A 23048-nucleotide genomic window follows, 5' to 3' on the forward strand; every position below is an offset into this window, starting at 1 on the left:
CGTGAGCGTCACGACCCCGGACCAGACCACCACCCCCCTGCGTGAGGGCGCCTTCGGCAAGGCGACGTGCCTGAAGTGCCGCGAGTGCGGAGCGACGCGCGAGCTCGGCCCGCACTACGCCTGTTACGAGTGCTTCGGTCCGCTCGAGATCGGCTACGAGTTCGGCACCGTCACCCGCGAGCAGATCGAGGCCGGGCCCGCGAACATCTGGCGCTACAAGGCGCTGCTGCCCGTGCCGGACGACATCGAGACCAGCCCCAACCTCGAGCCCGGCTTCACCCGGCTGCTCGACGCGCGCAACCTCGCCGCCGAGCTGGGCCTGACGCGACTGTGGGTCAAGGACGACAGCACCAACCCGACCAACTCCTTCAAGGATCGCGTCGTGGCCTGTGCGCTGAGTGCCGCGCGCGAGTTCGGCAGCAAGGTCTTCGCCTGCCCGTCCACCGGCAACCTGGCGAACGCGGTCGCCGCGGCCGGGGCCCGCGCCGGCATCCGCACCGTCGTGTTCATCCCGAGCGACCTCGAGACGCCCAAGCAGGTCAACTCGGCGATCTTCACCGACAACCTCGTGGCCGTCGACGGCACGTACGACGACGTCAACAAGCTCGCCAGTGAGATCGCCGGTGAGGACCCGGGCTGGGCGTTCGTCAACGTGAACGTCCGGCCGTTCTACGCCGAGGGCTCCAAGACCCTCGGCTACGAGATCGCCGAGCAGCTGGGCTGGCGACTCCCGGACCAGGTGGTCATCCCGGTCGCGTCGGGCTCGCAGCTGACCAAGGTGCACAAGGCCTTCCGGGAGCTCGTCGAGCTCGGGCTGGTCGAGGACAAGCCCTGCCGGATCTTCGGCGCGCAGGCCCGGGGCTGCAATCCCGTCGCGACCGCCTTCAAGGATGGCGTCGACGCGATCCGCCCGGTCAAGCCCGACACGATCGCCAAGTCGCTGGCGATCGGCAACCCCGCCGACGGCGTCTACGTGCTCGACATCGCGCGAGCCACCCAGGGCGCCGTCGAGGAGGTCGACGACGAGCAGATCCGCGACGCGATCGTCCTGCTGGCGCGCACGGAGGGGATCTTCACCGAGACCGCCGGCGGCACCACGGTGGCCGTGTTGAAGAAGCTCGTCGAGACCGGGCAGCTCGACCCGTCGCTCGAGACCGTCGTGATCAACACCGGCCACGGCCTCAAGACGCTCGACGCCGTCGCCGGCTCGGTCGGTCCGCGAGCGACCATCGCCCCCACCTACGACGCCTTCACCGCGGCCGGCATCGCCTGATCCGTCCGACCCACCCCTTCTTCTGAGGAGCACCCCATGGCCGTGTCCGTCCGTATCCCCACCATCTTGCGCAGCTACACGAACGACGAGTCCCAGGTCAGCGCCGAGGGCGAGAACCTCAGCGCCGTGATCGAGTCGCTCGAGGCGACCTACCCCGGCATCCGGGCGCGGATCGTCGACGAGGACGGCAAGTTGCGCCGGTTCGTGAACGTGTACGTGGCGGAGGAGGATGTCCGTTTCGCCGACGGTCTCGACACCCGCACGGTCGACGGCACGCAGATCTCGATCATCCCGGCGGTCGCCGGCGGCTGCTGAGCCACCGATCGCCGGATCCGATTCACGCTGCGGCCACGGCTGGCGATACGCTGGAGGTGGGTCCGGCCGCGGGCCTTTTCGCGCAGAACAGGTGGTCACATGGTGCATGGCACCGTCAAGTGGTTCAACTCCGACAAGGGGTACGGCTTCATCGCCGTCGACGGCCAGGACGACGTGTTCGTCCACTGGTCGAAGATCGCGATCAACGGCTTCAAGACCCTCGAGGACGGTCAGACCGTCGAACTCGAGGTCGTCGACGGCCCGAAGGGACGCGAGGCCGAGAACGTGCAGCCTCAGCACTGACGGGCTGGATCGGCCCCGGTGCGGGGTGGCTTGAGTTGTGGTGATTAGCACTCGTATAGTGAGAGTGCTAGATCCACTTCTACCCATTGTCGGAGACACGCACCCATGGCTAAGTCCATCGCATTCAACGAAGAAGCCCGGCGCGGGCTCGAGCGCGGCATGAACCAGCTCGCCGACGCCGTGAAGGTCACCCTCGGCCCGAAGGGCCGCAACGTCGTCCTCGAGAAGAAGTGGGGAGCCCCCACGATCACGAACGACGGCGTCTCCATCGCCAAGGAGATCGAGCTCGAGGACCCCTACGAGAAGATCGGCGCCGAGCTCGTCAAGGAAGTCGCCAAGAAGACTGACGACGTCGCCGGTGACGGCACCACGACGGCCACCGTCCTGGCCCAGGCGCTCGTGCGCGAGGGTCTGCGCAACGTGGCCGCCGGCGCCAACCCGATGGGCCTGAAGAAGGGCATCGAGACCGCGGTCGAGGCCATCAGCGCCCAGCTGCTGGACATGGCCAAGGACGTCGAGACCAAGGAGCAGATCGCCTCCACCGCGTCCATCTCGGCCGCCGACCCGACGGTCGGCGAGATCATCGCCGAGGCCATGGACAAGGTCGGCAAGGAAGGCGTCATCACGGTCGAGGAGTCGAACACGTTCGGCCTCGACCTCGAGCTGACCGAGGGCATGCGGTTCGACAAGGGTCACCTGTCGGGCTACTTCGTCACCGATCCCGAGCGCATGGAGACGGTCCTCGAGGATCCGTACATCCTGATCGTCAACAGCAAGATCAGCACCGTGAAGGACATGGTCCCGGTGCTGGAGAAGGTCATGCAGACCGGCAAGCCGCTGGCGATCATCGCCGAGGACGTCGAGGGCGAGGCCCTGGCCACCCTCATCGTCAACAAGCTCAAGGGCACCTTCAAGTCGGTCGCCATCAAGGCCCCCGGCTTCGGTGACCGCCGCAAGGCCATGCTGACCGACATCGCGATCCTCACCGGTGGCGAGGTCATCAGCGAGGAGGTCGGTCTCAAGCTCGAGAACGCCGATCTGACCCTGCTGGGCACGGCGCGCAAGGTCGTCACGTCCAAGGACGAGACCACCATCGTCGAGGGTGGCGGCGACGAGGCCCAGATCGCCGGCCGCGTGGCCCAGATCAAGGCCGAGATCGAGAACAGCGACTCGGACTACGACCGCGAGAAGCTCCAGGAGCGCCTCGCCAAGCTGGCCGGCGGCGTGGCCGTCATCAAGGTCGGCGCGGCCACCGAGGTCGAGCTCAAGGAGCGCAAGCACCGCATCGAGGACGCCGTTCGCAACGCGAAGGCGGCCGTCGAGGAGGGCATCGTCCCCGGTGGTGGCGTCGCGCTGGTCCAGGCCAGCAAGGCCGCGTTCGAGAAGCTCGAGCTCACCGGTGACGAGGCGACCGGCGCGAACATCGTGCGCCTGGCTGTGTCGGCCCCGCTGAAGCAGATCGCCATCAACGCGGGCCTCGAGGGCGGAGTCGTGGCCGAGAAGGTCGCGAACCTCGAGCCCGGCCAGGGCCTCAACGCGGCCACCGGCGAGTACGTCGACATGATCGCCTCGGGCATCATCGACCCCGCCAAGGTGACGCGCTCGGCGCTGCAGAACGCCGCGTCCATCGCCGCGCTGTTCCTGACGACCGAGGCTGTCGTCGCTGACAAGCCCGAGCCCGCCGCCGCCGGTGGCGCGCCGGACATGGGCGACATGGGTGGCATGGGCGGCATGGGCTTCTGAGTCCACTGCTGTACCTCACGGAACCCCGGCACCTCGGTGCCGGGGTTCCGTGCGTTCAGCGCAGGCTCGAGGTCGCGTGCTCGCTGCGCACCGGCGCAGTGGCGAAGGCGACGCCCGCGACCACGAGGGGGATGGCGATGCCGACCGTGGCCAGCAGGGCCCACGGGATGGCGACGAACGCCTCGCCGTAGCCACCGGTCATCGACGTCGCAGCCCGCATGCCGGGCAGGACCCCGACGAGCAGGCCCAGCATGCTCCCGAGCCCGCCGATCAGCAGGGCGGCGGCCGCAGCGCTCCACCGCGTCGTCGACGGGCGAGCGCCGACGGAGACGAGGGTCGCGGCGTCCTCGCGCCCGTCCAGCCGGGCCAGCGCGACGGCGGTCGCGGTGGCGAGGCCGACGACACCCACGCCCAGCAGCGTGAGCAGGACGAAGATCAGGTGGTAGCTCGCGAAGCGGGCCTCCTGCTGGACCTCGACGCTGACGCCGGGCACCTTCTCCAGCGCCGTCAGCTGGTCGTCGGAGGGCGCCGGACCGCGGCGATCGACGACGGCGGACGTGGCCACGAAGTCCAGGCCGAGCGACCGGGCCAGGTCCGGCGGGATGACGACGCGCGCGAGCGGGCTCCTGACCCCGTCGGGCACCGGTTCACCCTCGAGGTCGGCAGGCACGGCGGGAATCACCAGCGGTGTCCCCGAGCCGGACTCCTCGGCGTCGACGTCCTCGAGCGTTGCGGCGAGGCGACCGTTGCGGACGGCGGCCGTGGGGCCGGCGAGGGCACGTCCCGCGTCGAGCGCAGCGACGGCCTCGGGCTCCAGTGCCACGCCCCAACCCTGCACCGTGTCGGCATCGGCGACGACCACGTCGAACCGGGTGTTGTCGTACTGGATTCCGGAGGGTCCGGAATGCGAGAACTCCACGGAGACGTGTTCGTCCTCGGCGGGGGTCCCCATCGGCAGCAGGGCCACCCCCTCCGAGGCTCCGGCGCGCACGGCCGACTCGAGGGCCTCGGCGGACTCGCCGTACACCGTGACCGCACCGACGGGGAGGGGGTAGATCACCGATTCGGTGAGGCGGTCCTGGTTGTCGCTGAACGAGCCGATGCCCAGTGCGGTGACGGCCGCGACGCCCGCCATGACCGCGGCGATCGCCGGCGCCGTGCGCATGCGGTGGCGGTCGGCGTCACGGGCGGCGAGGCGTGCCGGCAGTGGCAGTGCCGCCGACGCCTTGCTCGTGACGTGGACCAGTGTCGGCGTCATGAGCGCGACTCCGGCGCCGAGCAGCGTCGTCCAGGCGGCGATCAAGATCGAGTCGGAGCTTCTCGAGGCGATGCCGAGCGCCCCGGCGGCCACGAGCACGATGCCGACGGCGAGCCATCGACGGCCGGGCCGGGTGTCCCGTCCGGCGGGCGTCGCGGGCAACGTCGCGGCGGTGATGAGCGCCGCCGCGACGGAGGAGCCCACGGCCACCGCCGCGAGGAAGGGCCACAGCGCGAGGTCGCCCAGCGATGCGACGGTGTGCTGTCCCTCGTCGAGGCGGTTGATCACCGCGACGAGTGCGAGCCACCCGGGCACGGCGAGCAGCAAGCCTCCCGCGGCACCGAGAACGCCGGTCACCAGGCCGACGGCCGTGATGGTGCGACGCAGATCGGCCTGCGTCCCTCCGGTCGACGCGAGCAGGTCGAGTTCGTCGCGTCGTGCCCGCGCGGTGACGCCGAAGGCCGGGATCGTCAGCAGGACGATCAGCAGCATGATCGGCAGGTAGAGCACGACGGCGAACGTGAGGTCGGTCGCCCCCATGACGAGTGCGGTGTAGATGCCCGCGAACAGGACGGGAAGTCCGATGAGGGACGCGGTGAGGAAGGAGCGGCGGCGATGCGCGCTCACGTCCCTGCGGGCGAGGCGCATCGCGACGCGCCAGGAGCCGCTCATGCCGCTCCACCGCCCGCGGTCGAGCGGTCGACGATCTTGCCGTCCCGCAGGAAGACCACGGTGTCGGCCCACGCCGCGTGGCGCGGGTCGTGGGTGACCATGACGGCTCCGGCTCCGGCGTCGACCCGCTCTCGCAGTCGCTTCATGATGTCCTCTCCCGTCGTGGAGTCGAGCGAGCCGGTGGGCTCGTCGGCGAGGATGAGCCGGCGCTCGCCGACCAGCGCGCGGGCGATGGCGGCCCGTTGTCGCTCCCCGCCCGAGACCTGGTCCGGCCGGCGCCGCTCGGCGTCGATGAGGTCGAGCTCTGCCAGCGCCGCACGGGCAGCGGCCATCGAGGCCTTGAAGGACATGCCGTCCAACTCCAGCGGGAGCGCGACGTTCTCGGTCAGCGACAGCGTGCGGATGAGGTTGAGCTCCTGGAACACGTAGCCGGCGGAGCGCCGCCGCACGCCCGCCAGCGCGGCGGCGGAGCAGCTGGCGAGGTCCACGCCGTCGACGACGACGGTGCCGTCGTCGGGCAGGTCGAGTCCGCCCGCGAGCCGCAGAAGCGTGGACTTCCCCGATCCCGACGGGCCCATGACGGCGACGAACTCACCGACCGAGACCGTCAGGTCGATCCCGTCGACGGCACGGATGGTGAGGTCACCGTCGGGGTACCAGCGCGTCGCGCCCCGGATCTCCAGGACCACGTCCCGGTCCGCCTGTGTCATCGTCATTGTCCGTCCTTGGTGGTGAGTCGGTCCTCGACGTGATCGAGCCAGCGCACGAGCGCCTCGGTGTCGAAGATGCGGCGTTCGAGCACCAGCTCGGCACCGAGTCCGGAGGTCCCGGAACGTTTCTGCGCCGTGAGGTCGCGGAGTCGTTCGATTCCGGCCGCACGATGGCGTTGCACGACGTCGCGGACGTCGACGTCGTCCGCGTCGACGGCCAGCGCCAGCTTGATGGTCAGCTCGTCGCGCGGGTCGGGGTTGGTCAGCGAGGGGTCGTCCCACCAGTGAGCCAGCGCCTCGCGTCCGGCCGCGGTGATCGCGTACTCCTTGCGGTAGTCGTCCGTGCCGTCCCCGACCGGCTCGACCAGGCCGTCCCGCTGCAGGCGGCCCAGCGTGGAGTACACCTGCCCGATGTTGATCGGCCAGGTCCCGCCCGTGCGGCGCTCGAACTCGGCGCGCAGCTCGGCGCCGTAGTGCGGTGTCGCGGCCAAGAGCGCGAGCAGTCCGTGTCTGACACTCATGATACTGAGTATGCATACCCAGTATGTTCTGGTCAAGGATGGTCGGTGGCGGGGGATTTCGCCGCGATGTCGCGGGGCGCGCGCCACCGGTGCACCCGCGCGGACCGAGCCCACGGGACAATGGGCCGGTGACGACGTGGCAGCAGTTGACCCGTACCGACGACCGGCTGACCGACGAGCACCGGGCGCGACTGATCGCCGCGGGCGTCGAGCCGGAACGGTTGGAGGCGGTCGACTGGCGCCGGATGGACGGGCCGCTGCCCTCCTGGTGGAACGATCTGGGCAACGCGCTCTACGCCGCCGAGGGGGCCCGCCTGCCCGACCACGTCGTCGAGGCGCTCACCACCTTCTACTTCCGCGACACCGTCATCGTGATCGGCGCACCCTTGGACCAGCTGACGTCTCTGTTGGTGGGCGGCGACGAGGCCACGGTGTTCCTGGACCAGCGCGTCGTCCTCACCGCCGGCGAGGTCTACTGCGGGCCCGGGTCCTCCGTCGTCCTGCACGGACCCTTGGTGGCCACGCGCTCGCCCGTGGTGGATGCGCGCAACGGCGGCCGCGTCGTCGCCGCCGGAGATCAGCTGTGGGCGGCGGGGGTCTACATCGCCACGGACGACATGCACCGGCTGGAGGACGCGGCCACGGGGGAGCGGATCAACCCCTTCGGCGCCACCATCTCGATCGGGCACCACGTGTGGCTCTGTCGCGATGCGGTGGTGTCCGGACACGTCGACATCGGCGAGCACGTGTGCGTCGGTCTCCGCGCGGTCGTGCGGGGCCAGAAGGTGCCGTCGCACGTCGTCGTCGCGGGGTCCCCGGGGCGCGTGGTGCGGGAGGGGACAACGTGGTCTTTCGGAGATGAGCCGTGACTCTCGCTTTGTCCCGTGATTGCAGGTAACCTCCGCATATCGGCCGTCCGTCGCTGGATTTCCCGCGCATGACCCGATTCCCCTCCTGTAACCCGCAGTAACATCTGATGTGACTTGGGCAACACTGGTGAATTTGTGCAATGCGCGGACACATGCGCCGTGAATGCCCTACTTTCAAAGGAAAGCAGGGGCGTCGCGTCACTTGATGCCGGGTCGGTGGGGGAAGCCGGCGCGGGGGAGATCGAGTGGCGGGAGTCGAGCGGGGGATGCCCACGGGCACGTATCGACACCGAGTCATGACGCTCTTGGCTGGTACGCAGACACGAGACGGCACGTGAGCGCAAGGTGAGGCGGAGGGGTCCGCAGCTCGGCACCAAGGCTCGCATTGGGGAGTGGGAATGAGTTCAGCGATCGATGGGCGAGACGACGTCGTCCTACCGCTGCGACTGGTCGAGCCGATCACCGGCGAGGCTGAGTTCGGATCACCGTCCGTGCACCGCGAGCTCACCGCCATCCCGACCGGCCGTTCCTCCGTCGCCACTCTCGTCCGCCAAGGCCTCGTCGGCCACCTCATCGTCCTGCTCGGAACCGTCGCCGCCGGCCTGGTCGTCGGCCTCACGCCCGGGACCCTGGTCCTGGTCACCCTCGGCGTCGTCGTCTGGCTGGGCTTCGGCCTCGCCGCCCTGCCCGCCTACGAGCGCGCCGGCTCGCTGCGCCCCGCGAAGCGGCTCCTGGCCGTGCTCGCGCTGGGCGCCCTCACCACCCTGGTCGTCTCCGATGTCGTGTCCGCGGAACTGCGGGCGACGGTCGTCGTCCTGAGCGTCACGGCGGTCCTGATCGTCGCGTCCGCGCTGGTCCACCGCGCCGTCATGCGGCGCGTCCCGACGCTCCTGGTCGGTCCGGCGGACGCGGTCAACCGGCTGTCCGCCCGCTGGGAGGATCGCGAGGACCTCGTCGTGGTCGGCCGGTGCACGTGGGACTCGAACCTGCCCCTGGGCAGCGCCACGGTGAACTCCGTCGTGCGCGACGTCCCCAAGCTGCTGCGCACGGTGCGCGGGGCGCGGGTCGTCATCACCGCCGACCAGGCGCTGGGCGACGCCTCCCTGCGTCACCTCGCCTGGGGGCTGCAGCGCGCCGAGGTCGAGTGCCTCGTCCTGACCGACATGAACGACTACGTCGAGTTCGTCCGGCCCACGAAGGTCGGCGACCAGCTGGCGCTCGCGCTCGACCCGCCGAACAGTCACCTCGTCGGTCAGGCGACCAAGGCCTTCTTCGATCGGTCCGTCGCCCTGATGGCGGTCGTGCTCGGTGCCCCGCTGATGGCGCTCATCGCGCTGGCCATCCGGCTCGACTCGCCCGGGCCGGTGATCTACCGCCAGGAGCGCACGGGCAAGGACGGCGTGCCGTTCACCATCTTCAAGTTCCGCACCATGGTCCTCGACGCCGACCAGCGCGTCGAGGAGCTCCGCGAGCTCAACGACGGTGCCGGGCCCCTGTTCAAGATGACGCAGGATCCCCGCGTCACCCGGATCGGCCGACTGCTGCGCCAGACGTCCCTGGACGAGCTGCCCCAGCTGTTCAACGTGCTGCTGGGCGACATGGCCCTGGTCGGTCCGCGGCCCGCGCTCGAGAGTGAGACCTCGCAGTACAGCCAGTGGGTCTGGCGTCGCCTGCACGTCAAGCCCGGCATGACCGGCCTGTGGCAGGTCAGCGGTCGCTCGACGCTGTCGTGGGACGAGTCCATCCGGCTCGACCTGATGTACGTCAACAACTGGAACCTGCGGATGGACTTCTCGATCCTGGTCAAGACCATCGGTGTGGTCCTGAACCGCAAGGGCGCCTGGTGAGCACCGTCGAGACCGTCGAGGTCGGATACGCCAGCGGCGTGTTCGACATGTTCCACATCGGTCATCTCAACCTGCTGCGCCGATCCCGCGAGCACTGCAACACCCTGGTCGTGGGCGTGGCCAGTGACGAGTACGTCCTGGGTCTCAAGGGACGCCAGCCGGTCGTGCCGCTGGCCGAGCGCCTCGAGATCGTCGCGTCGTTGCGCTTCGTCGACGAGGTGATCGTCGATCACAGCGAGGACAAGCGCCTGGCCTGGCGCGACCGCAGCTTCGACGCCATCTTCAAGGGCGACGACTGGCGCGGGTCGCCCAAGGGTGAGCGGCTCGAGCAGGCCATGCGGGACGTGGGCGCCCGGGTCGTGTACTTCCCGTACACGCTCCACACCTCCAGCACCCGGCTGCGCGGGTACATCGAGCGCAGCGAGGCCGAGAGCTTCGGCTGAGCCGACGCTCCCGGGCTCAGTGCTCGGTGATGGTGCCGGCGCCGACCGTCCGGTTGGTGGCCTCGTCGATCAGGATGAACGCGCCGCCCTGCCGGTTGCGCTGGTAGGGATCGACCATGAGCGGCTGCGTCGTGCGCAGGATGACCCGGCCGATCGCGTTGAGCGGCAGGTCGGACGGCGACTGGTGCCGGTGCAAGGTGTTGACGTCGAGCTCGTACCGGATCTCCTTGACGAGCGCCCGTGCCGACCGCGTCGTGTGCTTGATCGCGTACTTGCTCCCGACGCGCATCGGCTCGGCGTCCATCCAGCAGATCATCGCGTCGAGATCCTGCGTGACCGTGGGCATGTTGTTCGGGCGCACGATCATGTCGCCGCGCGACACGTCGACCTCGTCCTCCAGCCGGACGGTCACGGACATGGGGGAGAAGGCCTCGGAGAGCTCTCCCTTGGCGGTGTCGATCGCCTTGATCTTGGTGGGCAGGCCGCTGGGGAGCACGATGACGTCGTCGCCGGGGCGCAGGACGCCGCTGATGACCTGGCCGGCGAAGGCGCGGTAGTCGCCCTGGCCGTTCTGGGGCCGGATGACGTACTGCACCGGGAAGCGCACGTCGACCAGGTTGCGGTCGCTGGCGATGTAGACGTTCTCGAGATGGTGCAGCAGCGACGGTCCGTCGTACCAGGGCATCTCGGCCGAGCGCGTGACGACGTTGTCGCCGGTCAGGGCCGAGAGCGGGATGGTGGTGACGTCGGTGAACTCGAGGCGAGCGGCGAAGTCGACGAACTCGTCGCTGATCTCGCGGTAGACGTCCTCAGACCAGTCGACCAGGTCCATCTTGTTGATCGCCAGCACGATGTGCGGCACCCGCAGCAGGGACACCAGCGTCGCGTGGCGGCGGCTCTGCTCCTGCAGGCCCTTGCGCGCGTCGACCAGGATGATCGCGAGGTCGGCGGTCGAGGCGCCCGTGACCATGTTGCGCGTGTACTGGATGTGCCCGGGGGTGTCGGCGATGATGAACTTGCGCTTGGGCGTGGAGAAGTAGCGGTAGGCGACGTCGATCGTGATGCCCTGCTCGCGCTCGGCACGCAGGCCGTCGGTCAGCAGGGCCAGGTCGGTGTACTCGTCGCCGCGCTTGGCGCTCGTGGCCTCGACGGCCTCGAGCTGGTCGGTGAAGATCGACTTCGAGTCGAACAGCAGCCGGCCGATGAGCGTGCTCTTGCCGTCGTCGACCGAGCCGGCCGTAGCGAATCGCAGGATGTCCATCAGAAGTAGCCCTCCTTCTTGCGATCCTCCATCGCGGCCTCACTGACCTTGTCGTCGCCGCGCGTGGCGCCGCGCTCGGTGATCCGCGTGGCCGCGACCTCGGCCACGACCTCCTCCGGCGTGGCGGCGGTCGAGGGGACCGCCGCGGTCAAGGTGGCGTCGCCGACGGTGCGGTAGCGGACCGACTCGACGAACACCTCCTCGTCGTCGCGGGGGCGGCAGTGCTGGTTGATCGTGAAGTACATGCCGTCGCGCAAGAAGACCTCGCGCTCCTTGGCGTAATAGATGTCCGGCAGCTCGATGTTCTCGCGGGCGATGTACTGCCAGATGTCCAGCTCGGTCCAGTTCGACAGCGGGAAGCAGCGGATGCTCTCGCCCGGGTGGATCCGGCCGTTGTAGAGGCCCCACAGCTCGGGCCGCTGGTTCTTGGGGTCCCACTGGCCGAAGTCGTCCCGGAAGGAGAAGACGCGCTCCTTGGCGCGGGCCTTCTCCTCGTCGCGACGGGCGCCGCCGAACAGCGCGGAGAGCCCGTGGCGCTCGGCCGTACGGATGAGGACGGGGGTCTGGATGCGGTTGCGCGAGCCGTTGGGCTCCTCGCGCACGAAGCCCTCGTCGATCGCCTCCTGCACCGATCCGACGATGAGCCGGACCCCGAGCTCCTCGACCACGCGGTCGCGGAAGGCGAGCACCTCGTCGAAGTTGTGCCCGGTGTCGATGTGCACGACGGGGAAGGGGATCGGCCCGGGGGCGAAGGCACGCACCGCGAGGTGGAGCATGACGACGGAGTCCTTGCCACCGGAGAACAGCAGTCCGGGATGCTCGTTCTCAGCGACGAGCTCGCGGATGATGAAGATCGCCTCGGCTTCGAGGTGGTCGAGCTGGCTCAGGCCGTAGCGGCGCGTGTCGCTCGTGTCGGTCATCGACGGGTTCCTCCCCAGCGGGTCGATCGGTGCCCCGGTGCTGCGATGGCGCGCGGATCAGGTTCCGCGTCGGCCACACCGTCGGCGCGGCTCGACACTAACACCGCGACGAAGGCCCGCTGTACCTCGGTGAAGGCGTGAGACGCTGTGACACAATCGGCCCCCATGGACTCGTCGCTGGTGGCCGGTGCCTTCATCGTCGGCATCGTCGTCGGTCTGACCGGCATGGGCGGTGGCGCGCTCATGACACCGATGCTCGTCTTCTTCTTCAACGTGCCCCCGCTGACCGCCGTGTCGAGCGATCTGGTGGCCAGCGCCGTGATGAAGCCGGTGGGGGCCTCGGTGCATCTGCGCCGCGGCACGGTGAACCTCAAGCTCGTGGGCTGGCTGTGCGCCGGCTCGGTCCCGTCGGCCTTCTGCGGAGTCCTCGTCCTGAGGGCCTTCGGCCAGTCCGAGCAGGCCCAGGAGACGATCAAGATCGCGCTCGGCGTGGCCATCTTGCTCAGTGCCGCGATGCTCATGGTCCGCGCCTACCTGCGCCTGGTCGAGCGTGCGCGGACCCGTGACGGACGCGGTGAGCCGCTGCCCCAGTCGCGTCCCGAGCGCGAGGTGCGACCCCTGCCCACGCTGCTGCTGGGCATCGTCGGCGGCCTCGTGGTGGGCATGACGTCCGTCGGCTCGGGGTCCCTCGTGATCATCGGTCTGATGCTGCTCTACCCGGGCCTCAAGGCCAGCCAGCTGGTCGGCACGGACCTGGTCCAGGCGGTGCCCCTGGTCGCGGCGGCGGCGATCAGCCACGCGTTCTTCGGTGACCTCGACCTGGCCATCTCGCTGCCGTTGATCATCGGCTCGGTGCCCGGTGCCTACATCGGGGCGCGGTTGTCGGCCCGGCTGCCCGGTGGTTGGGTGCGGCGCGCCCTGGCGTTCGTCCTGCTGGCGTCGGGCCTGAGGCTGATCGGCGTCCCCACCGACACGACGGGCCTCATCCTCGTGCTGGTGCTCTTCGGTGCCCCGCTGGTCTGGATGGTGATCCGGTTGCGACTGGGATTCCCGGCGTTCGCGATGCTCGAGAACCGCCAGCGCAGAGCCCCACGTGACGAGTCGCGCCGATGAGCGCCTCGGCCGTCCTGCGAGGCCCGCAGCTCGACGGGCTGGAGCTGATCCTGGGCCGGTTCCTCGCGCCCGTCGACGGCTACTGCCTGCCCGGCCGGGCTCCGGCGGACTGGCCGGTCGAGGCGCACCTGGCGGTGCCCGCCCAGGCGGCCCGTGAGGCCGTCGACCAGGGCTCGCTGACCCTGACCGATCCCGACAACACGCCGCTGGCCGTCCTGGTCCTGGCGGACACGCGTCCGCGCGACGACCGCACGACCTGGGTCGCCGGTCGCGTCCGTCCGCTCAAGGCGGCCGAGCACCCGCCGGCCCGGGCCCTGCGTCTGGTCGTGCCCGTGGACCTGCGCGACCACGTCGTCGCGCTCTTCGCCGGCCGCGTGAGCGCTGCCGACGTCATGCGTGCCGTCCGCGCCGCGGACGGACGGCCGCTGGCCCTGATCGGGGTGGCCAGTCAGGACGTCCCGGCCGCCGACGTGGCCGTGATGGACGAGCTGCGGCACTGCGCCGACGAGATCCCCGGCGCTCGCGCCTGGTACCTCGCGGCGCCCGCCGTCAGCGAGACCAGCACCGCCGAGGAGGTGCTGGAACTCGCCCTGCGCACCTCGGGCGTCGACGAGTACCTGGACTTCCGCCACCCGGGTGCCGCAGCGGCCGGGGGCGCCGTGCTGCTGTTCACCGGGCTCTCGGGGGCCGGCAAGTCCACCGTCGCCCGGGCGCTCGTCGAGGCCGTCACGGCCCGGGGGCTCGCGCGCCCGGTCCTGCTCGACGGCGACGATGTGCGCCAGGAGCTCTCGGCAGGCCTGGGCTACGGCCGCGAGGACCGCGAGCGCAACCTCACGCGCATCGCCTGGGTCGCCGCGCGCGTCGCCGAGGTGGGCGGACTGGCGGTGTGCGCACCGATCGCGCCGTTCGCGTCGGCCCGCCAGGCGATGCGCGAGCGGGTCGAGCCCACGTCGCCCTTCCTGGTCATCCACGTGGCCACGCCGATGGCGGTCGCCGAGGCCCGGGACCGCAAGGGCCTGTACGCGAAGGCGCGGGCCGGGCTCATCCCCGACTTCACCGGGATCGACTCGCCGTACGAGGTGCCCGACGACGCCGATCTGGTGATCGACACCTCCCGGACCGGGGTCGGCGAGTGCGTCGAGTCCGTGCTGGGGATGTTGCGTGACAAGGGCTTGGTCACAGAGTCCTGAAAACGGGCAGGATACTGCCGTTTTGACTGTTAGGCTCCCGTCCATGGGTGATCTGGGTTACAAACTGAAGGTGCTGCGGCGCATGGGTGTCATCAAGGCACTTCCGCCCCACAAGATGATCGGCGCTGCGCGCCAACTCAAGAAGTGGGGCCCTGGCCTCCCTTCCGGTGTCAACGCCGCCGCCAAGCGCTACCCCAAGCAGGTCGCGATCATTGACGACGCCGGCGAGATCACCTACGAGAACTTCGCCAAGCAGATCAACCAGTTCACCGAGGTGCTGCGCGACCGCGGACTCCAGCCGGGCGACTCCGTCGCCGTGCTGTGCCGCAACCACCGCTACCTGGTGATCGCGCTCACCGCGGTCATGCAGCTCGGTGGCCGCATCCTGCTGCTCAACACCATGTCCAGCCGCGCACAGCTGACCGACCTGGCCGAGCGTGAGGGCGCCGAGCTGCTCATCCTCGACCAGGAGTTCCTGCCGCTGGTCGAGGACGTGCGTCGCAGCCGGCTGATGCTGGCGTGGGCCGGCCGGGACGCGCCCGACGACCTGCCGTCGATCGAGTCGGCGACCGCCAACCAGCCCTCCGGCGACCAGCCGCTGCCGGCCCGGCACGGCGAGATCATCATCTTCACGTCCGGCACGACGGGCCTGCCCAAGGGCGCCAAGCGCAAGGAGCCCGAGGACCTCAAGCCGGTGCTCGCGTTCTTCGGCTCGATCCCGTATCGCAGCAACTCGGTGGTCGCCATCGGTGCGCCGCTGTTCCACTCCTGGGGCCTGATCAACCTGGGCTTCGGCATGTCGACGTGCCCCACGTTCGTGTTCCGGCGTCGGTTCAGCCCCGAGCAGACGTTGCGCGACATCGAGAAGTACAAGGTCGAGGTCCTGGTCGTCGTGCCGCTCATGCTCCAGCGCATGGTCAAGGCCGACCCCCAGGTCGTCAAGGACACGGATGTGTCGAGCCTGAAGATCACGGCGTCCAGCGGCTCGGCCCTGGCCGGCGACCTGGCCCTGCACTTCATGGACATGTTCACCGACTCGATCTACAACTTCTACGGCGCGACCGAGACCAGCTGGATCACGATCGCCGACCCGAAGGACCTGCGGGCTGCGCCCGGTACGGCCGGCCGCGTCCCGTGGCGCACGACCGTCAAGATCCTCGACCACGACGGCATCGAGGTGCCCCAGGGCGACATCGGCGTCATCCACGTCGTGAACGACATGCCCTTCGGCGGGTACACCGACGGTCGCAACAAGTCCTTCCACTCCGGTCTCATGGACTCGGGCGACCTCGGCTACTTCGACGAGGAAGGTCGACTCTTCGTGGCCGGCCGCGACGACGACATGATCATCTCCGGCGGCGAGAACGTCTTCCCGCGCGAGCTGGAGGACTGCCTCGTCGAGCACCCCGAGGTCGCCGACGTGGTCGTCACCGGCATCGCCGACCCCGAGTGGGGCCAGCGCCTGGCCGCCTACGTGGTGCGCAAGGAGGGCAGCGGCGTCACCGCCGACGACCTGGTGCAGTACGCCAAGGACAACGTGGCCCGCTCGGCCGTCCCGCGCGGGGTCATGTTCCTCGACACCTTGCCGCGCAACCCCACGGGCAAGGTCATGAAGCGTCAGCTGCCCGCCTTCGAGACGACAGTCTGATCCGGTGCCCCGCCGGGGTCTGGCCGGTGTCCTGCGGCGGCTCGCCGGCGTCGGTCGCGCCCCTGCGTCGCCGACCGCCGGCCTCGACACGACGTGGGCCGGCGACCGTGACGGGCGCCCCGACCCGGGCGAGATCGTCTGGACCTGGGTGCCCTACGAGGACGATCCCCGCCGCGGCAAGGACCGGCCGGTCCTGCTGGTCGGCCGCCGGGCGGACGGCACCCTGGTGGCCCTGCAGATGACGTCGCAGGACCACGACCGGGACGCCGCCCAGGAGACTCGGGCCGGCCGCTTGTGGATGGACATCGGCTCCGGGCCCTGGGACGCCCAGGGCCGGCCGAGCGAGGTCCGGCTCAACCGGTTGATCGAGGTGCGCGAGGACGACGTCCGCCGAGAAGGCGCCGTGCTGTCCCGCGAGGTGTACGAGGGCGTCCTGCGCGCTGCGCGACAATACCTGTCATGAGCATCGTCGCCCGGGTCGACCGCTATCAGCGGAAGCACCCGGTCGTCGGCTTCCCGATCGCCGTCGTCTACAAGTTCTTCGACGACCAGGGTCCCTACCTGGCGGCGATCATGACGTACTACGCCTTCATCGCGATCTTCCCGTTGATGCTGATCGCCACGTCGGTCCTGGGATTCGTGCTGCAGGACGACCTCGACCTGCAGCAGGATCTGCTCGACACGGCGCTGGGCCAGTTCCCGATCGTCGGCGACCAGCTGGGCCGCCCGGAGGGCCTCACCGGCAGCACCACCGCGATCGTGGTGGGCACGGTCGCCGCGCTCTACGGGGCGCTCGGCGTCGGGCAGTCGACCCAGAACGCCGGGAACGTCGCCTGGGGCGTTCCCCGCAACAGCCGGCCCAACCCGATCGTCATGCGGCTGCGCAGCGTCGTGGTGCTGAGCATCGGCGGTCTCGGCATCGGCGTCATCGCCGTCGTCCAGTCGATCGTGGACAACCCCCAGGTCGTCGGCATCGACCACCTGCCCGACCTCGGCCTGCTGGTCCGCTTCGTCGGTCTGCTCGTGTCGTGGGGGATCTTCATCACCGTGTTCAAGCTCGTGAGCCTGCGCCGGGCGTCCTGGCGGTCGGTGCTGCCGGGCTCGCTGTTCTGCGCGCTGGGCTGGCAGCTGCTGCAGTACGTCGGCGACGCGTACGTGCAGCGGGTGATCGTGCGGGCGTCGTCGATGAACCAGACCTTCGCGCTCGTCCTCGGACTGATCGCCCTGCTGTTCCTGCTGACGTCGATCATCGTGATCGGTCTGGAGATCAACGTCGTGCGCCGGCGCCGGCTCTATCCTCGCGCCCTGCTGACTCCCTTCACCGACAACGTGGTGCTCACCGAGGGCGATCGACGCGCCTACGCGCAGTACGCGCGGATGCAGCGGCACAAGGGATTCCAGACCATCTCCGTCGACTTCGACAGCGACGACGACACGGCGCCGTGACGGGATCCGGGCAGCAGCGCGACCCGCTCGGGGCCCGGAGGCCACTAGACTGCAGACGTTGCACCCGGCGAACGCAAAGGAACGGTCATGCCCACCGGCAAGGTGAAGTGGTACGACCCCGAGAAGGGGTTCGGTTTCCTCAGTCGTGAGGACGGCGACGACGTCTACGTGCGGTCCGACGCGCTCCCCGACGGCGTCACCACGCTCAAGGCCGGCACGCGCGTCGAGTTCGGCATCGCCGCCGGCCGCCGCGGCGACCAGGCGCTCCAGGTGCGCGTGCTCGACCCCACCCCCTCGGTGGCCCAGGCGCAGGCCCAGGCGCGACGGAAGTCTCCCGAGGAGATGGTCGTCATCGTCGAGGACCTCGTGAACCTCCTGGACGGCCTGGGCGAGGGCTACCGGCACGGCCGGCACCCCGAGGGCAAGCGCGCCCGCCAGGTCGCGCAGCTGCTGCGTCGCCTCGCGGCCGACCTCGACGCCTGATCGGGTGACCGGAGCGCTCGAGGGCTTCGCGGTCATCGGCGCCCTCATCGCGGTGGGCTACGTCCTGGCCGCGACGGGGGTGCTCGACGCCGCCAGCCAGGTCGTGCTCTCGCGCCTCGTCTACTTCGTCGCCACTCCGGCGCTGCTGATCGACGTCCTGGGCTCGACCGACCTCGGCACGGTCTTCGGTCCGTGGTTCGTGGTCGCCGTCGCCGCGGTGGTGGGCAGCCTCGCGGTCTACCTGCCGTGGGCCCGCTGGCGTGGTCGCGCGCGACGCGACGCCGTGGTGGGCGGACTCTCGTCGTCGTACGCCAACGCCGGGTACCTCGGCCTGCCGATCGCGGGATTCGTCCTGGGCGACGCGGCGTTCGCGCTGCCGACGATGGTGCTGCAGCTGACCATCTACGCGCCGCTCGCGCTGACCTTCCTGAGCATGGACGCCGGCGTCCGAGCCACCCCGTGGTCGTTCGTCCAGGCAGGGCTGCGCAACCCCGTCTCGGTCGCGGCGGTCATCGGGGTGCTGCTGTCGCTGGCGCACGTGGAGATGCCGCGCATCGTGGCCGAGCCGATCTCGCTGCTGGGGGCGATGGCCATTCCGAGTGCTCTGCTGGCCTACGGCGTCGCGTTGCGCTTCGGGCCCCGGGTCGGGCACGGCAACGGCCGTGAGGTCGCCTTCGTCTCCGTCCTCAAGCTCGCGTGGCAACCGCTCGTCGCGTACCTGGTGGCCCGGTACGCGCTCGATCTCAGCGCACACGAGACCGCCGGGGTCACCCTGATGGCGGCGTTGCCCACGGCGCAGAACGTGTTCGTGTACGCCTCGCGGTTCGGGCACGCGACGGTCCTGGCCCGTGACTGCGTGGCGGTGACGACGGTGGCGTCGCTGCCCGTGCTCGTCGTGCTGGCGGCCGTGCTCGTGCCGTGACCCCTGCGGCGGACCGGCCGGGTTGGTCCGGTATGGGCCGGTGAGGGACAATCGGAGGCATGAGCACGGTGACCTCCCACGCACGCGCGGCCCTCGACGAGAGCCTCGACGACGGCACCGTCGGTGATCACCTCGGCACCACCGAGGAGGCGCCGGGGCTGCTGACCGAGCGCTTCGCGTGCCTGCTGCCCGGATACCGCGGCTGGTACTGGGCGGTCAGCGTGTGCGTGCTGGACGACCACACCACCGTCAACGACATCGTGCTGCTGCCCGGCGACGAGGCGATCGTCGCTCCGGCGTGGACGCCCTACCGCGAGCGCATCCGTCCCGGCGACCTCGGTCCCGGCGACGTGCTGCCGCCCGAGGAGGACGACATCCGGCTCGTCCCGGCCTGGTCGGCCGGCGACGGCGACGGAACCGGCGTGGTCGACCGTCACTTCGCCCGCGAGATCGGTCTCGGTCGCGAGTGGGTCCTCTCCCTCGAAGGACGCGAGGACGCCGCCGAGCGCTGGTACGAGGGCGACGCCGGACCCGACACCCCGATCGCCAAGCAGGCGCCGGGCGTCTGCGGCACGTGCGGGTTCCTCGTCTCCCTGGCCGGCGACCTGTCCGACCGGTTCGGCGTGTGCGCGAACAAGATGGCGAACGCCGACGGACGCGTCGTCGCGCTGACCCACGGGTGCGGTGCGCACTCGGGCAGCCGGCCCAAGCGCTCGTCGTCGGCCTCGAAGCTGCCGGACCCGGTCTACGACACGATCAGCGTGCAGGTCGAGGAGTTCTGAGCCCGTCGTGCCTGCTGCGACGCTGCGAGGCCGTGGGGCCTCAGTTCCTGCGACGCCGTCCGATCGGTCGCTCGGTCGGCTCGCTGCTCTCGGCCGGCGGGGCGACCTCGGCCTGCTGAGCGCGCGGGGCGCGGGTCTTCTCGGCCCGGGGAGCCTTCGCGGGCTTGGCGGGCTTGGCGGCTTTTGCGGCCCTCGGGGTCGTCGTGACCTCGGGCGTCTTCTTCGCCTCGGGCGCCTCCGCCTGCCGCTCGAGCAGCGCGTCGCGGCGTCGCTTGCAGAACTCGATGCCCATGAGGCCCAGCCCCAGCCCGGCGATCGCCGTCCAGAGCCACCACGTGCGACCCTGCTCCTGCAGGTTGCCCCAGAACGGCAGCAGGGCGATCGCCACGATGCCCCAGCCGATCGTGCCGATGGTCATCGTGCGGACGCCGTCGACGTCCATGGGCTCGACGTCCGCCACGCGATGGGTCGTGCGGCCGAACTCCAGCTCCGTGACCTCGGGGCGGCCCAGGTCGGGGATGCGCGACTTCTTCGTACGGGCCATGCCCCCACGATAGCCCGCAGCCCGGGAAGGAAGGTGCGCGTGTGAATCCCCGTCATCGCCGCTTGTTGATCCCCGGGCTGCTGCTCGCCCTGATCGTCGTGGTCGTCGTGGCATCGCTGATCGACCGGGCGGACGCTGCCGTCGCCGAGCCGGTGACGACGCTCTCGGACCCCAGGATCACCGAGTCGAGCGGCCTGGCCGTCAGCACCGCCGAGGACGATCTGGCCTACACGGTCAATGACTCGGGGAATGCTGCCGAGGTCTTCGCCGTCGATCTCACGACCGGTGCGGTCGTCGGAGTCACCACCGTCCGCGCGCAGTTCCGCGACGTCGAGGCGCTGGCACTGCGCGACGGCACGCTGTGGATCGGCGACATCGGCGACAACCGGGCCGAGCGCGGTGACCTCGCCCTCTACGCCATCGAGGAGCCCGGCCGTACGACGGCCACCGTCGACGCGCGCCGCTTCCCCGTCTCGCTCGAGGGCGGCCCCGCCGACGTCGAGGCGCTGCTGGCCCCGCCGGAGTCCGACCGGCTGCAGGTCGTCACGAAGTCGCTCGCCGATGCGACCGTCCTGACGCTCTCCGAGGACGACCTCGACGTGGGCCGGACCACCGAGTTCGATCAGACGGCCTCGGGTCTTCCGGCGCTGGTCACCGACGGCGCCTACTCGCGCGACGGCTCGCGGGTCGCGGTGCTGTCATACGGCTCGCTGTGGTCGATCGACCCCGCCGACTGGAGCGTCGTCGGCAGCGGGTCGCTGCCGCCGCTGGAGCAGTCCGAGACCGTGGCGTTCGTGTCCGACGACGCGGTCCTCGTCGGCAGCGAGGGCGCCGACTCGCCCCTGTACCGGCTCGCTCTGCCGTCCGGAGGTGCCGCGACCCGGGATCCGGACACGGTGGCCACCGCCACGCCCGAGCCGACGTCCTCCAGCGCGCCGGTGACCGGCGCGGATGAGGCGTCCGACGACGTGGTCGACGGCCGCACCCTCGTCGTGGGTGGGATCGGCGCCGCAGGCCTCGTCGCGGTGCTGGTGTTCCTCGTGGTCCGCCGGGGGCGTTCGGGAGGCTCGCGCCGGGCGCTACGGTGACGCCATGAAGATCGCTCTGGGAGACAGGTCACCGCAGGTCCACGAGTCGGCGTTCGTCGCCCCCACCGCCACCCTGGTGGGATCGGTCGTCCTCGAGGAGGGCTCCAGCGTCTGGTACGGCGCCGTCCTGCGTGCCGACAACGAGCCGATCACGATCGGCCCGCGCAGCAACGTCCAGGACAACTGCGTCTTCCACGTCGACCAGGGCAAGCCGCTGACCCTCGGTGAGGGCGTCTCGGTGGGCCACGGCGCGATCATCCACGGCGCCACGGTCGGCGACCACGTGCTCGTCGGGATGGGCGCCACGATCCTCAACGGCGCCGAGATCGGCGACGAGTGCCTCATCGCCGCCAACGCCCTGGTGCCGCAGGGCGCCGTGATCCCGCCGCGTTCCCTCGTGGCCGGGGTTCCCGGCAAGGTCCGCCGCGAGCTGACCGACGACGAGGTCGCCACGCTGCACCTCAATGCGGCCATCTACGAGGAGCACCGCGAGCTGCACCGCTCCGGGATCGTCGTCGACTAGCGCGCGAGCCGCTCGACCACGTGGTCGATGCAGCGCGTCAGCGCGGTGACGTCGTCGGGCTCGATCGCCGGGAACATCGCGATGCGCAGCTGGTTGCGACCCAGGCCCCGGTAGCCGGCCACGTCGACGATGCCGTTCTCGCGCAGGGCGGCCACGACGTCGGCGGCGGCGACGCCGTCGAGGTCGATCGTGCCCACGACGAGGGAGCGATCCGCGGGGTCGGGGACGAAGGGCGTCGCGAAGGCGCTGGCCTCGGCCCAGGAGTAGAGCCGCTGTGACGAGTCCGTCGTGCGCGAGACGGCCCAGTCCAGGCCGCCGTTGCCGTTGAGCCAGCGCAGCTGCTGGTCCATCAGGAACAACGTCGCGACGGCCGGGGTGTTGTAGGTCTGGTCCTTCAGCGAGTTGTCGATCGCCGTCGGCAGGTCGAGGAACCCGGGGATGTGACGACCCGATGCCTTGATCCGGTGCGCGCGCTCGATGGCGGCGGGGGACATGAGCGCGATCCACAGACCACCGTCGGACGCGAAGCCCTTCTGCGGCGCGAAGTAGTAGACGTCGGTCTGCGCCACGTCGACCGGCAGGCCCGCTGCGCCGGAGGTCGCGTCGACGAGGACGAGTGCCCCGTCGTCGATCCCCTCCGGGCGGCGCACCGGCACCATGACGCCGGTCGAGGTCTCGTTGTGCGCCCAGGCGTAGACGTCGATCCCGGCCGTCGCGTGCGGCTCGGGATGGGTGGAGAAGTCCGACTCGAGCAGCTCGGGGTCCTCCAGGAACGGCGCCGCGGCGACCGCCCGGGCGAACTTGGTGGTGAACTCACCGTGCACGAGGTGCTGGCTGCGGCGCTCGACCAGACCGAACATGGCGGCGTCGAAGAACGCGTGCGACCCGCCCAGGCCCAGGACCACCTCGTAGCCCTCGGGCAGGGAGAACAGCTCGCCCAGTCCCTCGCGCAGGCTGCCCACCAGCGCCTTGACCGGTGCGGCCCGGTGCGAGGTGCCCATCAGCGAGTCGCCGGTGTTCGCGAGGGCGGCCAGCGCCTCGGGGCGCACCTTGGAGGGACCGGAGCCGAAGCGTCCGTCGCCGGGCAGGAGTTCGTCGGGGATCTGCACGACGTCATTGTCGCAGCCGCCCTCGGAACGATGCGTTGAACCGTCCACGGATGCGGGCGGCTACC

24 protein-coding genes are annotated in these 23048 nt (G+C 70.3%); 17 read left to right on the forward strand and 7 right to left on the reverse strand.

Features of this window, described 5'->3' with window-relative positions; all coding sequences use genetic code 11:
• Window position 1 precedes the first annotated feature (1 nt).
• From thrC to groL, 4 genes are all read left to right on the forward strand, one after another.
• A complete protein-coding gene (gene thrC, locus GL325_RS07405; RefSeq protein ID WP_255467060.1) occupies window positions 2-1273 on the forward strand; it encodes a threonine synthase in 1272 nt (423 codons plus the stop codon).
• A 36-nt stretch (window positions 1274-1309) separates the two neighbouring features.
• Entirely contained in the window at window positions 1310-1588 is a 279-nt protein-coding gene (locus GL325_RS07410; protein ID WP_154596525.1) for a MoaD/ThiS family protein, read from the forward strand.
• 99 nt (window positions 1589-1687) lie between these two features.
• Window positions 1688-1891: a cold-shock protein gene (locus tag GL325_RS07415; RefSeq protein ID WP_154596526.1), complete on the forward strand. Its 204-nt coding sequence runs from the start codon at window positions 1688-1690 to the stop codon at window positions 1889-1891.
• A gap of 105 nt (window positions 1892-1996) precedes the next feature.
• A complete protein-coding gene (gene groL, locus GL325_RS07420) occupies window positions 1997-3634 on the forward strand; it encodes a chaperonin GroEL (RefSeq protein ID WP_154596527.1) in 1638 nt (545 codons plus the stop codon).
• A 55-nt stretch (window positions 3635-3689) separates the two neighbouring features.
• Here the strand turns inward: groL and GL325_RS07425 are convergent, their stop codons facing one another.
• The 3 genes from GL325_RS07425 to GL325_RS07435 are packed head-to-tail and all read right to left on the reverse strand — an operon-like array spanning window position 3690 to window position 6795.
• Window positions 3690-5564, reverse strand: a complete 1875-nt coding sequence (locus GL325_RS07425) for a hypothetical protein (RefSeq protein WP_187769127.1) — start codon at window positions 5562-5564, stop codon at window positions 3690-3692.
• Entirely contained in the window at window positions 5561-6280 is a 720-nt protein-coding gene (locus tag GL325_RS07430) for an ABC transporter ATP-binding protein (protein ID WP_255499440.1), read from the reverse strand. The genes GL325_RS07425 and GL325_RS07430 overlap by 4 nt, the downstream gene beginning before the upstream one ends.
• Window positions 6277-6795 (reverse strand): PadR family transcriptional regulator, encoded by a 519-nt coding sequence (locus tag GL325_RS07435; protein WP_154596529.1) that lies wholly within the window; start codon window positions 6793-6795, stop codon window positions 6277-6279. Before GL325_RS07435 ends, GL325_RS07430 begins: the two co-directional genes overlap by 4 nt.
• A 128-nt stretch (window positions 6796-6923) precedes the next feature.
• On the opposite strand from GL325_RS07435, the gene GL325_RS07440 reads away from it, so the two are divergent.
• The 3 genes from GL325_RS07440 (at window position 6924) to GL325_RS07450 (ending at window position 9954) form a co-directional block, all read left to right on the forward strand.
• Window positions 6924-7664 carry a hypothetical protein gene (locus tag GL325_RS07440; RefSeq protein WP_255467059.1) on the forward strand — a complete coding sequence of 247 codons (741 nt, stop codon included), beginning with the start codon at window positions 6924-6926 and terminating at the stop codon, window positions 7662-7664.
• 398 nt (window positions 7665-8062) lie between these two features.
• Entirely contained in the window at window positions 8063-9511 is a 1449-nt protein-coding gene (locus GL325_RS07445) for a sugar transferase (protein ID WP_187769128.1), read from the forward strand.
• Window positions 9508-9954: an adenylyltransferase/cytidyltransferase family protein gene (locus tag GL325_RS07450; protein ID WP_255955782.1), complete on the forward strand. Its 447-nt coding sequence runs from the start codon at window positions 9508-9510 to the stop codon at window positions 9952-9954. Before GL325_RS07445 ends, GL325_RS07450 begins: the two co-directional genes overlap by 4 nt.
• Before the next feature lie 16 nt (window positions 9955-9970).
• On the opposite strand, the gene cysN is transcribed toward GL325_RS07450, so the two are convergent.
• Entirely contained in the window at window positions 9971-11215 is a 1245-nt protein-coding gene (gene cysN / locus GL325_RS07455) for a sulfate adenylyltransferase subunit CysN (RefSeq protein WP_154596531.1), read from the reverse strand.
• Window positions 11215-12135 (reverse strand): sulfate adenylyltransferase subunit CysD, encoded by a 921-nt coding sequence (gene cysD / locus GL325_RS07460; RefSeq protein ID WP_154596532.1) that lies wholly within the window; start codon window positions 12133-12135, stop codon window positions 11215-11217. The genes cysN and cysD overlap by 1 nt, the downstream gene beginning before the upstream one ends.
• A gap of 165 nt (window positions 12136-12300) precedes the next feature.
• Here cysD and GL325_RS07465 point away from each other — a divergent pair, with 165 nt between their 5' ends.
• From GL325_RS07465 to GL325_RS07500, 8 genes are all read left to right on the forward strand, one after another.
• Window positions 12301-13248 (forward strand): sulfite exporter TauE/SafE family protein, encoded by a 948-nt coding sequence (locus GL325_RS07465; RefSeq protein ID WP_187769129.1) that lies wholly within the window; start codon window positions 12301-12303, stop codon window positions 13246-13248.
• Window positions 13245-14438 (forward strand): adenylyl-sulfate kinase, encoded by a 1194-nt coding sequence (cysC, locus tag GL325_RS07470; RefSeq protein WP_154596534.1) that lies wholly within the window; start codon window positions 13245-13247, stop codon window positions 14436-14438. Before GL325_RS07465 ends, cysC begins: the two co-directional genes overlap by 4 nt.
• Before the next feature lie 43 nt (window positions 14439-14481).
• Window positions 14482-16086, forward strand: coding sequence for an AMP-binding protein (locus GL325_RS07475; RefSeq protein ID WP_154596535.1), 1605 nt, complete (start codon window positions 14482-14484; stop codon window positions 16084-16086).
• Window positions 16087-16090: 4 nt separating this feature from the next.
• Window positions 16091-16549 carry a type II toxin-antitoxin system PemK/MazF family toxin gene (locus tag GL325_RS07480; RefSeq protein WP_187769130.1) on the forward strand — a complete coding sequence of 153 codons (459 nt, stop codon included), beginning with the start codon at window positions 16091-16093 and terminating at the stop codon, window positions 16547-16549.
• The gene (locus GL325_RS07485; protein ID WP_187769131.1) at window positions 16546-17532 is read left to right on the forward strand and encodes a YihY/virulence factor BrkB family protein; all 987 of its coding nucleotides are present in this window, start codon (window positions 16546-16548) and stop codon (window positions 17530-17532) included. Before GL325_RS07480 ends, GL325_RS07485 begins: the two co-directional genes overlap by 4 nt.
• Before the next feature lie 87 nt (window positions 17533-17619).
• Complete coding sequence (locus GL325_RS07490; RefSeq protein WP_154596537.1) at window positions 17620-18015, forward strand: cold-shock protein; 396 nt, start codon at window positions 17620-17622, stop codon at window positions 18013-18015.
• A gap of 4 nt (window positions 18016-18019) precedes the next feature.
• Window positions 18020-18937: an AEC family transporter gene (locus GL325_RS15960; RefSeq protein WP_187769132.1), complete on the forward strand. Its 918-nt coding sequence runs from the start codon at window positions 18020-18022 to the stop codon at window positions 18935-18937.
• Window positions 18938-18996: 59 nt separating this feature from the next.
• On the forward strand, window positions 18997-19719 hold the full coding sequence (locus tag GL325_RS07500) for a DUF3027 domain-containing protein (protein ID WP_154596539.1): 723 nt from the start codon (window positions 18997-18999) through the stop codon (window positions 19717-19719).
• A gap of 40 nt (window positions 19720-19759) precedes the next feature.
• On the opposite strand, the gene GL325_RS07505 is transcribed toward GL325_RS07500, so the two are convergent.
• Window positions 19760-20263, reverse strand: a complete 504-nt coding sequence (locus tag GL325_RS07505) for a hypothetical protein (protein ID WP_187769133.1) — start codon at window positions 20261-20263, stop codon at window positions 19760-19762.
• 41 nt (window positions 20264-20304) lie between these two features.
• Here GL325_RS07505 and GL325_RS07510 point away from each other — a divergent pair, with 41 nt between their 5' ends.
• Together GL325_RS07510 and GL325_RS07515 are read left to right on the forward strand one after the other, a co-directional pair.
• A complete protein-coding gene (locus GL325_RS07510) occupies window positions 20305-21351 on the forward strand; it encodes a hypothetical protein (RefSeq protein ID WP_187769134.1) in 1047 nt (348 codons plus the stop codon).
• A gap of 4 nt (window positions 21352-21355) precedes the next feature.
• Window positions 21356-21874, forward strand: a complete 519-nt coding sequence (locus GL325_RS07515) for a gamma carbonic anhydrase family protein (RefSeq protein WP_154596541.1) — start codon at window positions 21356-21358, stop codon at window positions 21872-21874.
• On the opposite strand, the gene serC is transcribed toward GL325_RS07515, so the two are convergent.
• Complete coding sequence (gene serC / locus GL325_RS07520; protein ID WP_187769135.1) at window positions 21871-22983, reverse strand: phosphoserine transaminase; 1113 nt, start codon at window positions 22981-22983, stop codon at window positions 21871-21873. The genes GL325_RS07515 and serC overlap by 4 nt on opposite strands.
• Between the last annotated feature and the right edge of the window lie 65 nt (window positions 22984-23048).

The sequence above is a fragment of the Aeromicrobium sp. 636 genome, from assembly GCF_024433585.1.
Classification (GTDB): domain Bacteria; phylum Actinomycetota; class Actinomycetes; order Propionibacteriales; family Nocardioidaceae; genus Aeromicrobium; species Aeromicrobium senzhongii.

Coding starts and splice junctions, on each gene's coding strand:
- GL325_RS07430 (WP_255499440.1), bottom strand. CDS start 6,280: ATGACGATGACACAGGCGGACCGGGACGTGGTCCTGGAGATCCGGGGC.
- GL325_RS07415 (WP_154596526.1), top strand. CDS start 1,688: ATGGTGCATGGCACCGTCAAGTGGTTCAACTCCGACAAGGGGTACGGC.
- GL325_RS07500 (WP_154596539.1), top strand. CDS start 18,997: ATGAGCACGGTGACCTCCCACGCACGCGCGGCCCTCGACGAGAGCCTC.
- GL325_RS07515 (WP_154596541.1), top strand. CDS start 21,356: ATGAAGATCGCTCTGGGAGACAGGTCACCGCAGGTCCACGAGTCGGCG.
- GL325_RS07475 (WP_154596535.1), top strand. CDS start 14,482: ATGGGTGATCTGGGTTACAAACTGAAGGTGCTGCGGCGCATGGGTGTC.
- GL325_RS07445 (WP_187769128.1), top strand. CDS start 8,063: ATGAGTTCAGCGATCGATGGGCGAGACGACGTCGTCCTACCGCTGCGA.
- GL325_RS07435 (WP_154596529.1), bottom strand. CDS start 6,795: ATGAGTGTCAGACACGGACTGCTCGCGCTCTTGGCCGCGACACCGCAC.
- GL325_RS07505 (WP_187769133.1), bottom strand. CDS start 20,263: ATGGCCCGTACGAAGAAGTCGCGCATCCCCGACCTGGGCCGCCCCGAG.
- GL325_RS07425 (WP_187769127.1), bottom strand. CDS start 5,564: ATGAGCGGCTCCTGGCGCGTCGCGATGCGCCTCGCCCGCAGGGACGTG.
- GL325_RS07485 (WP_187769131.1), top strand. CDS start 16,546: ATGAGCATCGTCGCCCGGGTCGACCGCTATCAGCGGAAGCACCCGGTC.
- cysD (WP_154596532.1), bottom strand. CDS start 12,135: ATGACCGACACGAGCGACACGCGCCGCTACGGCCTGAGCCAGCTCGAC.
- cysC (WP_154596534.1), top strand. CDS start 13,245: ATGAGCGCCTCGGCCGTCCTGCGAGGCCCGCAGCTCGACGGGCTGGAG.
- GL325_RS07465 (WP_187769129.1), top strand. CDS start 12,301: ATGGACTCGTCGCTGGTGGCCGGTGCCTTCATCGTCGGCATCGTCGTC.
- GL325_RS07410 (WP_154596525.1), top strand. CDS start 1,310: ATGGCCGTGTCCGTCCGTATCCCCACCATCTTGCGCAGCTACACGAAC.
- groL (WP_154596527.1), top strand. CDS start 1,997: ATGGCTAAGTCCATCGCATTCAACGAAGAAGCCCGGCGCGGGCTCGAG.
- cysN (WP_154596531.1), bottom strand. CDS start 11,215: ATGGACATCCTGCGATTCGCTACGGCCGGCTCGGTCGACGACGGCAAG.
- GL325_RS07490 (WP_154596537.1), top strand. CDS start 17,620: ATGCCCACCGGCAAGGTGAAGTGGTACGACCCCGAGAAGGGGTTCGGT.